The 12,527-nt window shown below is 65.8% G+C and carries 20 protein-coding genes; 5 read left to right on the top strand and 15 right to left on the bottom strand.

Going from position 1 to position 12,527, the window contains the following annotated elements; all coding sequences use genetic code 11:
* Window position 1: 1 nt before the first annotated feature.
* From ACWCO2_RS30880 to ACWCO2_RS30830, 11 genes are all read right to left on the bottom strand, one after another.
* Window positions 2-154 (bottom strand): hypothetical protein, encoded by a 153-nt coding sequence (locus ACWCO2_RS30880; RefSeq protein ID WP_450131311.1) that lies wholly within the window; start codon window positions 152-154, stop codon window positions 2-4.
* A 220-nt stretch (window positions 155-374) separates the two neighbouring features.
* Entirely contained in the window at window positions 375-980 is a 606-nt protein-coding gene (locus tag ACWCO2_RS30875; RefSeq protein ID WP_450131337.1) for a reverse transcriptase domain-containing protein, read from the bottom strand.
* An 819-nt stretch (window positions 981-1,799) separates the two neighbouring features.
* Window positions 1,800-3,083: an ATP-binding protein gene (locus ACWCO2_RS30870; protein WP_450131336.1), complete on the bottom strand. Its 1,284-nt coding sequence runs from the start codon at window positions 3,081-3,083 to the stop codon at window positions 1,800-1,802.
* 246 nt (window positions 3,084-3,329) lie between these two features.
* Window positions 3,330-3,902, bottom strand: coding sequence for an alkaline shock response membrane anchor protein AmaP (locus ACWCO2_RS30865; RefSeq protein WP_450131310.1), 573 nt, complete (start codon window positions 3,900-3,902; stop codon window positions 3,330-3,332).
* The gene (locus ACWCO2_RS30860; RefSeq protein ID WP_450131309.1) at window positions 3,902-4,447 is read right to left on the bottom strand and encodes a DUF6286 domain-containing protein; all 546 of its coding nucleotides are present in this window, start codon (window positions 4,445-4,447) and stop codon (window positions 3,902-3,904) included. The genes ACWCO2_RS30865 and ACWCO2_RS30860 overlap by 1 nt, the downstream gene beginning before the upstream one ends.
* Window positions 4,444-4,905, bottom strand: coding sequence for an Asp23/Gls24 family envelope stress response protein (locus tag ACWCO2_RS30855; RefSeq protein WP_450131308.1), 462 nt, complete (start codon window positions 4,903-4,905; stop codon window positions 4,444-4,446). Before ACWCO2_RS30855 ends, ACWCO2_RS30860 begins: the two co-directional genes overlap by 4 nt.
* Window positions 4,902-5,090 (bottom strand): hypothetical protein, encoded by a 189-nt coding sequence (locus ACWCO2_RS30850; RefSeq protein WP_450131307.1) that lies wholly within the window; start codon window positions 5,088-5,090, stop codon window positions 4,902-4,904. The genes ACWCO2_RS30855 and ACWCO2_RS30850 overlap by 4 nt, the downstream gene beginning before the upstream one ends.
* Window positions 5,091-5,103: 13 nt before the next feature.
* A complete protein-coding gene (locus ACWCO2_RS30845; RefSeq protein WP_450131306.1) occupies window positions 5,104-5,409 on the bottom strand; it encodes a hypothetical protein in 306 nt (101 codons plus the stop codon).
* Between the two features lie 14 nt (window positions 5,410-5,423).
* On the bottom strand, window positions 5,424-5,930 hold the full coding sequence (locus ACWCO2_RS30840; protein WP_450131305.1) for an Asp23/Gls24 family envelope stress response protein: 507 nt from the start codon (window positions 5,928-5,930) through the stop codon (window positions 5,424-5,426).
* A 205-nt stretch (window positions 5,931-6,135) separates the two neighbouring features.
* Window positions 6,136-6,768: an Asp23/Gls24 family envelope stress response protein gene (locus ACWCO2_RS30835; protein WP_450131304.1), complete on the bottom strand. Its 633-nt coding sequence runs from the start codon at window positions 6,766-6,768 to the stop codon at window positions 6,136-6,138.
* Complete coding sequence (locus ACWCO2_RS30830; RefSeq protein ID WP_450131303.1) at window positions 6,765-7,382, bottom strand: RNA polymerase sigma factor; 618 nt, start codon at window positions 7,380-7,382, stop codon at window positions 6,765-6,767. The genes ACWCO2_RS30835 and ACWCO2_RS30830 overlap by 4 nt, the downstream gene beginning before the upstream one ends.
* A gap of 582 nt (window positions 7,383-7,964) precedes the next feature.
* Between ACWCO2_RS30830 and ACWCO2_RS30825 the strand changes: the two genes are divergently transcribed.
* A complete protein-coding gene (locus ACWCO2_RS30825) occupies window positions 7,965-8,141 on the top strand; it encodes a hypothetical protein (RefSeq protein ID WP_450131302.1) in 177 nt (58 codons plus the stop codon).
* Between the two features lie 92 nt (window positions 8,142-8,233).
* Window positions 8,234-8,461 (top strand): hypothetical protein, encoded by a 228-nt coding sequence (locus tag ACWCO2_RS30820; protein WP_450131301.1) that lies wholly within the window; start codon window positions 8,234-8,236, stop codon window positions 8,459-8,461.
* A 518-nt stretch (window positions 8,462-8,979) separates the two neighbouring features.
* Here ACWCO2_RS30820 and ACWCO2_RS30815 read toward each other — a convergent pair.
* Complete coding sequence (locus ACWCO2_RS30815; RefSeq protein WP_168588640.1) at window positions 8,980-9,255, bottom strand: GlsB/YeaQ/YmgE family stress response membrane protein; 276 nt, start codon at window positions 9,253-9,255, stop codon at window positions 8,980-8,982.
* Window positions 9,256-9,288: 33 nt separating this feature from the next.
* Here ACWCO2_RS30815 and ACWCO2_RS30810 point away from each other — a divergent pair, with 33 nt between their 5' ends.
* On the top strand, window positions 9,289-9,480 hold the full coding sequence (locus ACWCO2_RS30810) for a hypothetical protein (RefSeq protein WP_450131300.1): 192 nt from the start codon (window positions 9,289-9,291) through the stop codon (window positions 9,478-9,480).
* Between the two features lie 477 nt (window positions 9,481-9,957).
* Complete coding sequence (locus tag ACWCO2_RS30805) at window positions 9,958-10,458, top strand: Asp23/Gls24 family envelope stress response protein (protein WP_450131299.1); 501 nt, start codon at window positions 9,958-9,960, stop codon at window positions 10,456-10,458.
* 11 nt (window positions 10,459-10,469) lie between these two features.
* Here ACWCO2_RS30805 and ACWCO2_RS30800 read toward each other — a convergent pair whose 3' ends face one another.
* Window positions 10,470-10,697 (bottom strand): hypothetical protein, encoded by a 228-nt coding sequence (locus ACWCO2_RS30800; RefSeq protein WP_450131298.1) that lies wholly within the window; start codon window positions 10,695-10,697, stop codon window positions 10,470-10,472.
* Between the two features lie 100 nt (window positions 10,698-10,797).
* On the opposite strand from ACWCO2_RS30800, the gene ACWCO2_RS30795 reads away from it, so the two are divergent.
* Window positions 10,798-11,454: a phosphate signaling complex PhoU family protein gene (locus tag ACWCO2_RS30795; RefSeq protein ID WP_450131297.1), complete on the top strand. Its 657-nt coding sequence runs from the start codon at window positions 10,798-10,800 to the stop codon at window positions 11,452-11,454.
* A 58-nt stretch (window positions 11,455-11,512) separates the two neighbouring features.
* Here ACWCO2_RS30795 and ACWCO2_RS30790 read toward each other — a convergent pair whose 3' ends face one another.
* Together ACWCO2_RS30790 and ACWCO2_RS30785 are read right to left on the bottom strand one after the other, a co-directional pair.
* Window positions 11,513-12,001, bottom strand: coding sequence for a DUF309 domain-containing protein (locus ACWCO2_RS30790; RefSeq protein ID WP_450131296.1), 489 nt, complete (start codon window positions 11,999-12,001; stop codon window positions 11,513-11,515).
* A gap of 58 nt (window positions 12,002-12,059) precedes the next feature.
* Window positions 12,060-12,428, bottom strand: a complete 369-nt coding sequence (locus ACWCO2_RS30785; protein WP_450131295.1) for a hypothetical protein — start codon at window positions 12,426-12,428, stop codon at window positions 12,060-12,062.
* Window positions 12,429-12,527: the final 99 nt, after the last annotated feature.

Here is a 12,527-nt window from a genome sequence, read left to right as displayed (position 1 = left end):
ATCACACTGCGAATCGCTGGTGGCTGGAGGCGATCGCGATGTCCCCGAGGCCGCCGCCACCGACCACGCATGCCACCGCGCGCTCAATGTCCACCCCAGCCCTGGCAGCCAGTTCGTTCCCGGCTGCGGCGTGCGGCACGGACCCATCGGCCATGCGCGGTGCGGAAGCCCTTCGGTGGCGCCGGACTCGCCGGGCACCACCGACGCCCGATCAAGGCGGACCGCCAACGTGTGTTGAACGTGATCCAGCACGTCATCGTGGCGCGGAGCGGCGTTGGTTGGTGGCCGGGTCTTGCGGATGCAGACCCGCGCACTGTGTCAAAAAAGGTAGGCATCAACATCGCCCTGACCTGCGAAAATGGAGATCCCGCAGGTCAGGGACTCCGTTGTGGACGGTTCGACATCGGACTGACCGCGGGCGAGAACGAGACACACTTGCGCCCGTCCTTGTTCCGGACCGACTGAGGACGGAACGCATACCCCAGGAACGTAAACGACGTGTGCTCGTGAGAGCCGTGTCGTCCCTCGTCCTTGCAGTACACGATCTTGGTCTTGTCAGGGTGCAAACGCAGCCCGACACCGTCCATCCTCTCCACGAGCGCGGCCAGCACCTCTCGAGCCTGCCGCTCGGTCACGCAGTGCACCACTGCGTCGTCGGCATAGCGTTCGAACTCCACCGCCGGAAACTCCCGGGCCAGCCAGAGATCAAACGCGTAGTGCATGAACAGATTGGCCAACACCGGCGAGATCGCAGATCCCTGCGGGGTTCCTCGGTCCCGCTCGACCAGGGTGCCATCGGGTAGCCGAAACGGAGCTTGAAGCCACCGCTTCACATACAGCACCACCCAACGCTGCTCGGTGGTCACGTTGGCCTCCCCCGCCTTGAACATCAACTCCCACGGCACGCTGTCGAAAAACTTCTGGACATCCAGATCGATGACCCAGTTCTTCTTCCAGCACCGCTGACGGCACTTGGCCACCGCGTCCAACGCGGAGCGGCGTGGCCGATACCCGTAGGAGTCGGGATGAAAGATCGACTCCTACGGGCCTCAAGTGCCAGCGCCGCCACTGTTTGCGCCACTCGATCCGCCACAGTGGGCACCCCGAGCATCCTCGTGCCACCCACCTTGGGGATCTCCACCGCCATCACCGGAGGCGGAAAATAGCTCCCCGACGACATCCGATTCCAGATCTTGAAGAGGTTATTCCTCAGATCGGCCTCGAAGTCCTCAATGGACTGCCTATCCACCCCGGCGGCACCCCTGTTGGCCCTGACCCGTCTGTACGCCTCCCACACCAGTTGCTTCGGTATCGCAAACGGCTTGTCCTTCGGACCTGACCTGCCCACCCGTCTCCTCCCAGGCCACAAGGCCCGGTTGCTCGTGCGAACACATCATCAATGAGCCGCCCCCTTCGCTCCACCCCGATTACCAGCGTTTCACCGCTACTACGAGCCGGTCCGCCAGCGAGCGCCGCGACAGTACTCAGCGCCTCCGGTTTCCTCCGTCTGGCGCGCTCCCTCTCGCCACCCCGCCGAAGCAGGGCAGCAGAGTCGGCACCCGCCTTCCCACGTTCCATGCAGGAGCCGCAGACCAGGCTCACGCCGCCTACACGCCGGACACCACCTGGCCAGTAAACGGGTCCCCGCCAGGCTCACACAAGGCTGGGCAGGGAAACTAAACAGACGCCTGACTCTTGGCGTAACAGAGCAACCGGCCTGATCGACCCGCAGCCGTCCGTACAAGTTGGACGCCCGATCATGAATCCCAACCTGTACGCGATGGATAACGGGCCGCCCCTCACAGCCGGGCGTAGTGCTCGATGTCTTCTTCGAAGTCGGAAAGGGCCTGCCGGGTGAGAGTGGGGCGGGTGTCGGCGATGGCGCTGAGGTAGTCATCGGTGGTAGCAGGCTCGCCTTGGCGGTACTGCATTTCGCGTTCGAACGCTGCCTGACCACCCTTGCGAGCGGCCAGCTCGATATCCGCGGGGGTGAACATCTCGCTTGCCTCCACCAAACGGGATACGTCGATGGCCTCGGCTGCAGTGCCGAGGTAACGGGACCAGATCGCGGAGCGCGCGTCCGGATCCGGTGGGCCGATCGGGAGGACGTAATCGAACCGGCCGGGGCGCAAAAACGCCGTGTCCAGGGAGCGCACCGAGTTGGTGGCGCAGATCAGCAGCCGGTCGTCATGCTCGCGGAAGCTCGGGATCAGCTTGAGCAGTTCGTTGGTCACCCCGTGCCCGGGATCGACAGCCATCCCGGAACGAGTACCGGCGATCTCCTCGACCTCATCGATGAACAGCAGCACCGCCTCCAGTTCGGCCAGCTCGGCAAACTCCTCGCGCAACGATGCCGCAAGGCCACCAGGGGCATCGGTGGCATCGGTGGCCAGCCGGGACGGGAACAGCTCGACGAACGGCCAGCACAACCGGGAGGCCACCGCCTTAGCGAAACTGGTCTTGCCGGTGCCCGGCGGCCCGAACAGGATCGCAGCCTTGGGCGGGAGCACACCGTACCGCTCGGCCATTGCCGGTTGCGCCAGCGGCAGCACGATCCGCCTCTCGATGATCTGTTTCTCCCGCACCATCCCGGCCACCGCGTCCCACATGTCAGCCGGTAAAACCTGGCCACCGAGCTCGGTCAGCAGGACCGCATCGGCAGCGCCATGGGGCTCGACCTTCTCGTAGTAGGTAAACCCAGCGCGAGGCTGGTATCCCGAGTTGACCAGCGCCTTCGTCCCGGTGGCGTCGGCGGGCAACAGCGCGCCGACGCGTCGCACCCCTAGCCCCCGTAGCCGCCGCTCCAGCTCGGTGAGCAGCGCACTCCCAATGCCCCGATTGCGCCAACGGGCAGCCAGTGCCACTAGCAGCACCCACGCCCGTTCGCCCTGAGCCTGCGCCACGGCCATGCCGACCAGCTCGTCGCCAACTACCGCCACTACTACGGGCTGGCCGGCTCGGGCCGCCGCCATCACCTCCGAAACCGAAAACACCGGAGACGGCTCGTCGGACTTCCGGCTCTGATCCCACACCCGGATCGCCTGATCCAGGTCCTCATCATGAAACTCCCGCAACCGCCACATCCTCATCGCCTCTCACCACCATCCCCTCCGACACGCCTCGCCCTCGCCGCGATTACATCCCGATTCTCTCGGCACTACCTGTCGCCTGATAGGCGCCAGACATCCCGACGATGAGCTCTCCCCGAGGCCCGCTGCGGATGACATCCACCGCGTGATCCCCAAGCTGGCGCAACACTTCTTGGTTGGGCCCACGATCAAGGGGAAGCGCGCAGTGCTTGGTCAACGGGCCGGGGTCGGTCGTCTGTTTCAGTAGGTGCGGGCGCTGCGGGCGGTCCCCAGCCGCAGCAGCAGGTCGGAGGCGAGGTGCTCGAGTTCGAGGGCTTGACGCATCCGTGGGATGGCTTCGGCGTCGATGCGGTGCCGCACCTCGCGAATGTCGGCGCGGTCCTCGGTGGTTACTACCAGGTGCAGCACCGGGTGGGCGCGGGTGCCGGCCAGGCGGGCCCGGGCCCGATGGACCCCGGGGTAGGTCTCGATCTCGTCGACTAGCGGTGCGGCAGCGGTATCGGCGTCAAGGCGGGTTCCACCTCGGCGGGGGTTCTGGCTCAGCTGCCAGGTGCCGGTTTTCCCGCGGCGCAGGATCTGGGCAACCAGCCAGCGCAGACACAACAGCCCCACGATCACAGCCACGACGGCGACCACCCACGGCACCCACCTCGCTAGCGGTGGCGTGGTGGACACAACCGGAGCATCTGGAACCAGCATAGGCATCGCACCCAATGCGCTGGCCAGGATGAACACGCCGCCAGCCAGCAGCACAACACCAATAAGCACCAGCAGGATGCGGTTGAGACGAGCGGGCCGGTTGGGACTGGCCATCAGCTGCCCCTTTCCGTGGAGGTCTTGATGCGCAGCGCGGGCTGGCGTGCCGGATTGATGTCGTCGAGCCGGTCGGCCAGCAGGCCGCGGACCTGCTCGGGGATGCCGGCTGTGTCGACGAAGAGGGTGCGCACGGTGACGGTGATGCGACGTCGGCCGACCTTGAGCCGGGCCGCGCTGATTCCGTCGGCCGCGGCGGCGGTGGAGGTGAGGTCCCTGCGCAGGCTCTGGCGGGAGACCCCGGTGTCGGTGTGTTCAGGTCCAGTGCCTGGGTCGTCGGCCAAAGGCAGGACGATGGGCGTTCCAGGCCGAAGCGCGGTGGCGAGCAGGATCAGTCCGAGCAGGGTCGTGATGACGCCAGCAGTGATGGTGACGGGGTCGTTCCACGCGCGGCCCACGACGGAGACGGCCAGGGCCTGCGGCGACACGACCGGGGTGTATCCGAGCAAGTGCTGGATGGCGGCGGTGGCGGCGAGCAACGACAGACCTAGCAGCACCACCGCAACCACGGTGGCGGGCACGCTGCGGCGGGGTCGGCGAATCATCGGATCTCCCGGCGAACGGCCGGCCGGTATAGCGCGGTGACGGTGATGTCCACAGTGCGCACCTGCAGGTCGGCCAACACGGCGAGCCGGTCGATGAGGAGTTGGCGTACCTCTTCGGTGACCTGGGCGACCGGGGCCGGATAGCACACCGACAAGCGTGCACGCAACGCGCAGACACTGCCGTGCACCTCGGCGGTGACACGGGGTTGCTGTTCGGCGCGTTCACTGCCTGCAGTCACGCCAAATACCCGGCGGGCTGCCCCGCCGACTTGGTCGACCTCGGCGATGATGTGGGCAGCCATGGCCTCGATCGCCCGGTCAGCGACGGTGGTCGAGCCCCGCTCCTCCGGCGCAACCTGCTCGCCACGTTTACCCGCGTTGGAAACTGCCTCCGCATTGGACGCGGTTCTGGGGTGGGGGGCCGTCTCGCCCGGCCGCGCGACGGTCGACGGGTTCATCGAGGCACTCGCTCGTGTCCGGTGCCGAAGAGGTCGGCCAGGTCGAGGTGGCCGTCGAGGTAGCGTCCGACCCCGAATCCGAGGGCGCCGATGACGGCCACGATGGCGAAGGCGGAGAACCCGCCGAAAGCGGCGGCCAGGCCCAGCACGAGGCCCACGGCCAGGCCGATGAGGGTGACGTTCATGATCAATACTCCCCTATTGCTCCCGAAGCTGGTGTTGTCCGGAAACTTCGAGATCTTCGATGACGACGGTGACCGTGAGTCCACCCGCGTACGGGGCGACGGCCGCGCGGACCTGATCAGCAACCTCGGCTACGACGAATGGGTATCGGGCCACGATGTGGATGGCCAACTCGGTCTCGGTCAGACGGATACCGACAACTCGGCGGCCGGGCATATAGGTGGCGATGTGGCCATACCGGCCGCCGTGCAGCCCGGCCACGAGCGGACACGCCGCCACAGCCGTGGTGACCGCATCGGCCAGGTGGTCCACTTCGCACACCGGAGCAGGTGTGTTCATTCCACGCGCCCGGACGTCGACGGCTGCTCGCCGCCGGTGTCGTCACCGGGCAGGTGCAGGTCTGTGACGTTGATATTGACCTCCACGACCTCCAGACCAGTCATCTGTTCGATCGCGCCGATGACATTGCGGCGCACACCCCGGGCGAGATCGCCGATGGAGACGCCGTACTCGACGACGATGACCAGATCGATCGCCGCCTGCTTCTCACCGACCTCGACCGTCACGCCCTGCGCGGTCGAGGCGCGAGCACCAGGGATGCGTTCACGCAACGCTCCGACGGCCCGGGCGGCGCCACCCCCGAATCCATGCACCCCGGAAACGTCGCGCGCCGCCATCCCAGCGATCTTCGACACGACCACGTCGGCGATAGAGGTCTTGCCCCGGCTTCCCTCCAGCTGGGAGTCGCCCGATACGGCCGGGCTGCGCGGCGACGGCGTCGCCGGAGCAACGCCCTCGGTCGGTGCGCTCTGGCTCTGCTGCTGACCAGGCGGTGTAGTCATGGCCCGGTTCTCCCTCACTATCGAAAAGGCCGAGCTCACCGCATGTTGCGGCGCTAACGGCACTTACTCTCGTAGGACACGTGCCCGCGCCGATTCCTCGCGACCCCAAACCCAATGCCCCCCGAATGGGGGACGTGCGTTGAAGCAATGCCGCGAACAGCTGAGGGCTCTCGCGCACCTGGCCGCAGGGAGCATCACCGGTCGCCTAGTCGGCGAGGGCGATGTCGGTGTGTGCCGCGAACACGTCGTCGATGGCGATGGTTATGGCCACGGGTTCCAGCCCCGTCACCGCGCGCACCTGTTCATCGACCGCAATACGGATGCGCTCCGCAAGTTCATGCAGGTCCGTGCCGTAAGTTGCGGCCACAGTGAGCACGATCGCCGTGCTCTGGCCAGCCATGCCGACTCGCACCGCGTTCTCCTGGCCTACCTGGCCGCCACCGGGCAGGTGTAGGCGGCTCAAGGCGACCCGCACTCCAGGGACGTCTTGGGCGGCCTCCCTCGCGGTGACCACCACGACCCGGGCCGCGATTCGGGTCTGCCCGTCGTCATCAGCCACCACTCCGTAGGTTGGGTTGTGGACCGTCCCGCGGATTTGGCTCAGAGCGGCCTGCAGCGGCGATTCCGGCGCGTGCACCGCCGCATCGGCGACCTCGCGGACCGGGGCCCACAACCGGTCGTACTCCGCCAGCGCGGCTTGGCAGTCCGGGCATCCGGCCTGATGGGTGTTGCGCCGGGCCGCATGTCCGTCCGCGACCTGTGCGAGCACGTCATCCACAGCCGCTCCACACGGCAACCGTTCGCCGAAGCGGTACCGGGAACCGTGACCAGTCGTCATGTCCAGTCCTCCATACGATCCAGCACGACGCGGCGCGCTCGCGACAGCCGACTCCGCACCGCCGCCTCGGAAATGCCCAGAACTACCGCAGTCTCCCGATAACTCAATCCTTCCAATTGACACAACACCAGCACGCTTCGCTGCTGAGGTACGAGATCGTCGATCGCGGCATACACGGCGCGAACGCGCTCGCGGGCCATCGCGACATCCTCCGCGCCGGCTGCAACCGGCGTCGGGCACTCGGTATCCAATGAGAAAACTCCCGGATTCCGGGAACGCCGGTGATTCAAACACCGGTTCACGACGATGCGATAAAGCCACGTCGTGAACGCACTGGTCCCAGCAAAAGCCGCTAACGCCGTCCACAGCTGGATGAAAACCTCCTGCACGACGTCCTCGGCATCCTGATGGTTGCCCAGCATGCGCAGCGCGATCCGGTAGATCCGGCCTTGATGACGACGCAGAAGTACCTCGAACGCCTCGAGATCACCACCGCGCGCCTTGCCGACCAGCCACAGGTCCGCTTCCTCGTCCTGGGACGGCGCCGCCGCCACAGACCACCCCGAGCCGGGATGACGCCCCGCCCGACTACGTCGCCCCAGGTCCTCGCTCATCACCGCACGGCCGCCGACTCCATGACGCACACCAGAAGTTCGCTTCACCCCTGCCGCGCCCATCTCCCTGGGCACCGCAAGTTGCCCAACTCACGCCATACCCATACAGGTGCTCTCCTAACGAACCTCATCGAAATGATCCACAACCGGGGGCCACCCGAGGCACTTCAGATTCCGGTCTCGGTGAGCGCGCATCTCTGCCTTGCCGACGTCCGGCTGCAGCATGCGGCCGCCAACCAGTCATCTTCCCGGACACCGTGCGTCTGCGAGCGCAGGAGCTTTACGTCCCAGTTTCCGGGCCTCCTGCCGGCTTCGAGGCATCGGCTTCCACCCCGCTCCCAAGAGAACACCGACGGAAAGAACCAGGTCGAGTGCACGATCTGTCGGTGGCGTAATGCCTGAACGGTGGCAAGCGACTCATCTGGCGAAGTCTGACGCGTCACGCGCTACGACCAGCGTGGATGGGGGTGTGAATGATCGCGTTGAAGGGTAGGTACCAGACATGGCCAAGGACCTGAGATCAGAAAGACCGTCGCCGCCCCGGAGGAGGCGCTTGCACTGGCGCGGGCGGTGGCCCCACGGATGAGGCCGAAAGATGACGCGCTGTACTGGGCGACGATGGCTCAATTCCTGCTCATGAGTGAGGTCCGCGACATGATCCGCGAGGCCCGCCGCACCCACCAAGGCAGCAGCGTGCAGCTACCCGAACAGGCATCGCCACGAGAAACGGCCCGGGTCACCGTCGTCATGGATTCGTAGCCGCGCATGCGGCATTGGCAAGTACACGACCGTCGCCTTACTGGCCGGGCATCTCCAGGTTGTCTGTAGAGGTGAGGAACACGGAGACAGAGATGACCAATACCGCGCATTTCAAGGCAGTCGGCGACGAGACCAGCCCGGTGGTCATCATCAGGGATGACCGAGGCGGTGCCGTCACAGAGTTGCAGCTGCCGGGGGCAGCATCCGAGCCGGAGCAGGCCGGCAGCGCATTGCGATTCGCTGGCTGGTCCCGAAGTAGCGAATGGACCATGGCCGATGACGGCTGGGTCGCACCTGTGGTCCGGCTCGAGCAGCGGTAGCGACGGCAGCCGCACCGCCTGTGAGATCAACAGTTGGCGTATGGCGGGGATTGAATGCCTACTGGGCAGGATCACGACGTTCTACCAGCGCTAGTCACGATTTTCGGAGATCTTCAGGCGCCTCGGGCGTTCTCGTTTGTCGCGGGCAGTGCGTCGTCCCTTGTGGCCGGGATGGCATCCTCAGGCGGGAAGGCCTCGTCAGCTGATCAGCACCCGCGCAAAGCGATTACATCCAGAGCGTTGTGGGCAAGCAAGGAGTAGCGCGCACCAAGCAATGTGGAGGCCGTGCACTTGGACGTAGACACAGCCCCCACACAGAAACCAGCCGTTGCACACAAATGTCCAATATGGACGAACTGGATCGTACCGGCCTCGATCTGACCGATCCAACTTATCAGTTGGTGATGACCCAACAGGTGCGGCCGAAGCAGCAGAGCTTGCCTCGTCGTCGTTTGTCTTGCGGCAACTAGGCGGCCCGGACATCACGCAGTGCGACGATCCGAACCCCACGTATGGCGTCAGCCCCGAGTCAGCCTCGAGCCTTTGTGGAAGACCAACCGGTAAATGACCAACAGGATCAGCGCCCCGACCACCGCCCACACGAAACTCATCAGGTTGAACCCCGAGACCCCGGTGCTGCCGAACACAGAGCTGCCCAGCCAGCCCCCGAGCAGGCCTCCAGCGATGCCGATGAGGATGGTGAGGATGATGCCGCCCGGATCCTTGCCGGGCAGGATGAACTTTGCAATCACGCCGGCGATGAGGCCGAACAGGATCCAACTGAGAATACCCATTCCCCACTCCTTCCGTTGCGCTCCGTCGACCCGTTGAGCGCACGGCAGAAACATGTTCAGCATTTTATGATGCTCGTCTCCTATCCGTCGCGTCAATGCATTTCACTCCGCTCCAGCCTCACCGCTGCGAACCATCGCTTCGTCGAAGTGATCAACGAAACGGAAGATCACAGCATTGGTACTCGGGAGGGCGACTACCGCGCTGCGCAGCGCCCGTTGTCATGAGCCGACGTCTCCCATCGCGAGCCAGCGCAGCTGCCGCTTTCGCGGCCCACAAGGCGGCGAAAAGCCGAAGCCGGCCGCGGAGCCGCCGCTCAACGGGGTTCCGCTGCCGACAGGTGGTTCGCGGTCGCTTCGATTTGTGCGGCCGCTTAACGTGGGTGTGGGTGCATCTCGTGGCCGCAGGGCGAGGTTGCTCCGCACCTTCCCCGCGTCCTGTTCAGAGGATGACGTGACACCGCAGAAGATCGCCGCGCGGGATAGGGGGTGTTCGTCATGCGGAATCGGAGCAGGTGCACGCTCACCGACGGCCAGCTGTGCACGGAAATCGCCCTCGTATGCAGCACGGCATCGGCTCGCGCGACGTCGCAGATCGGTGACCAGTCGGAATCGCTCGTTCGAGCGGTGGCAGGCATGGGAGTCGGTGGCGGCGCATCCCATAGGTGTTGGACATGCTTGCCAGCGGTGAGCGGAGGGATGGAAATGGACAAGCAGGAGACGGGAACACGGAGTAAGCAGGACGAAAGCACAGAGTCGAGTTGGACGACCACGTCAGGGCGTGTCGCTGAGAAGGCACCGGCGGGGGACGTCGCGGAAACCTCAACGGGTCGCACGACGATCGCTCCTGTGGTGGTGCAGAAGATCGCCCGCATAGCCACCGAGGAAATTTCCGGGGTCTACGCCATGGGCGGGGGCATCACGCGGGCGTTCGGTGCGATCCGGGAACGCATACCCGGCGCGAGTGCTTCGCAGACCTCGGGGGTGGTTGTGGAGGTCGGCGAGAAGCAGGCTGCGATCGATCTGGAGATCGTGGCCGACTACGGGGCCGCGCTGGTGGACCTAGCGCGGGCGGTGCGCCGCAACGTCATCACCGCGATCGAGCGCATGACTGGCCTGGAAGTCGTGGAGGTCAACATCGCCGTCAACGACATCCATGTGCCGGGCGAGGAAGAACAGCAGCCGAGTGCGGCGCGCGTCGAGTGACCGCAGGCTGCTCAGGAGGTGGAGACGATGCCGTGACAGCAATGGCGACAAGACTCGCCGCCGCCAACGGCACAGTGAAAATCGGCGGGATCGCGGATCAGCGCATGGGTCCACATGTCTTGGGCGCCCTGTTGGTGTTCGCGCCGTGGGTCGCGGGCTACAGCGAGAAGCACGCTGTAGGCGGCGCGGTGTGCCGTGGCGATCAGCCTCGGCGCTGCGGAACTGCCGTCGGCGGCCATGACGCACCACGGAATCGCCGGGCAACACCAACTTCGGTTCGCCAGCACACCGTCGATCCTCACCAGATCAAGACACAGTGGACATTTGCGGGGAGGCCGTATGCGGGAGGCCTTTCACGGGGAGATTGCGCAGCTGGGCACCGAGCTTGGCGGCATGTGCGAACTGGCCGCCGAGGCCATGCGCCAGGCAACCCAAGCGCTGCTGGACGTCGACCACCTGCAGCTGGCCGAGCACGTTGTGTCCGTGGATGACCGCATGGACCGGGCGCGCAACGTCTGCAACACCCACTCCCACCGACTGCTGTCATTGCAGCAACCGGTGGCCACCGACCTGCGCACCGTGTTGGCAGCGGTGTACTGCACCGTCAAGCTCGAACGCATGGGTGACCTCGCCGCACACATCGCCGACACCGCCCGCCGCAACCACCCGCGACCGGTCGTACCCACCCGTATGGAACGCGACTTCCGCACTCTCGGGGAGCTCGATGCGTACATGGCCGGGCACCTCGCCAACCTGATCATCGGCAGCGGCCACGAGGGAGGCTTTACCGAACTGGATCGCACCGACGACGCCGTCGACGCCCTGCACGCCGAGCTGATGGCTGCCGTCACCGACGAAAGCTGGCCTCACGGCATCCCCACGGCCATCAACATCGCCCTGCTGGCCAGCTTCTACGAACGCTTCGCCGACCAAGCTGTACACGTCGCCCAACGCCTGGAGTTCATCACCACCGGCACCCTGCCCACTCGCAGCTAACTGCAGCCTTGACCGTGCCGCGAAACGGACAGAGATCACCGGTGAGGGGCTGTTCTACTCAGCCGGTGGTGGCGCGTAGCGGTGGGGACAGCTGTTGGTCTGTGATCCCCGGCAGGCCGTCTCGTTCGATCCGGTCGCAGAGGTCGGCGACAGCACGGATGAGGTGGTCCGCAGCCACGCCATGCGGGGGCTGCTCGGCGTAGGGCTGGAGGTGCTCGCCTGCCCGGTGCAGCAGTGCCACCGCCCCGACGGGGTTGCCCCGCCGGACGTGAGTGAGGCCGACGGCGAGTTGAGCGAGACCCTTCCACAGCATGCGCTCGCCTGCGGGGCTGTTCTTCCAGGCGGCCTCGAGCACTTCGTGCGCGTGGAACGGTCGGCCCTCATCGAGCAGCCGCTGAGCCAGCTCCAGGCTCTCCTGCGGAGTGAGGATGAGCTCCTCATCTATGCGCTCAACCCCGGGGCTGCCGTACGGCAGCGGACGCCCAAGCCCGTCCCGAGGGCGGGCATTACGGGCGCGGCCCTGCGGATCCCGGTCGCGGTGACGCACGACCGCATTGTGCCTCACCACCGGCCCTTGCCCCGGGGCGCGTTCACACCAGGGTCTTCTACCTCTCATCCAGCACGAGCCAGGGCATGTTCTCCGGTTCCTTGCGCCCGGGCAGGTAAGCATTGAGCAGCACAGGCACCCACGTCGCCACCGGCACACCGAGCTTGACGGAAACCTGCTCCAGCACCTCCGCCTGAACATGCGAAGGCCGGATCCGAATCTGCACCTGCCCCGCCCCCAGGTAGCGCACTTGCCCTGCCGGCTCCGCAAACGGCGACGCCGGACGCACCCGAGCGGTGCGCAGCAACTCGGCAAGATCTCCGCGGAGGTCCTCGAGGGCCGCGAACACCACCAACGTTGTGGTCCAGCCAGCGCGCTGTTCCCGGTAGCCGTCCAGACGCGCCTGCAAAGCGTCCGAGACGAACACCGTCCTAGTACTGCAACGGCAGTTCGATTGGTTCGTTGTGGATCATGGTTGTTGTGGTGGTTGATGTTGCTGTTGGGGAGTTGGATGGGTTGTGTGCGC

This window comes from Saccharopolyspora sp. NPDC002376 (assembly GCF_053593195.1).
This window is presented reverse-complemented; position numbering and strand designations above follow the sequence as displayed.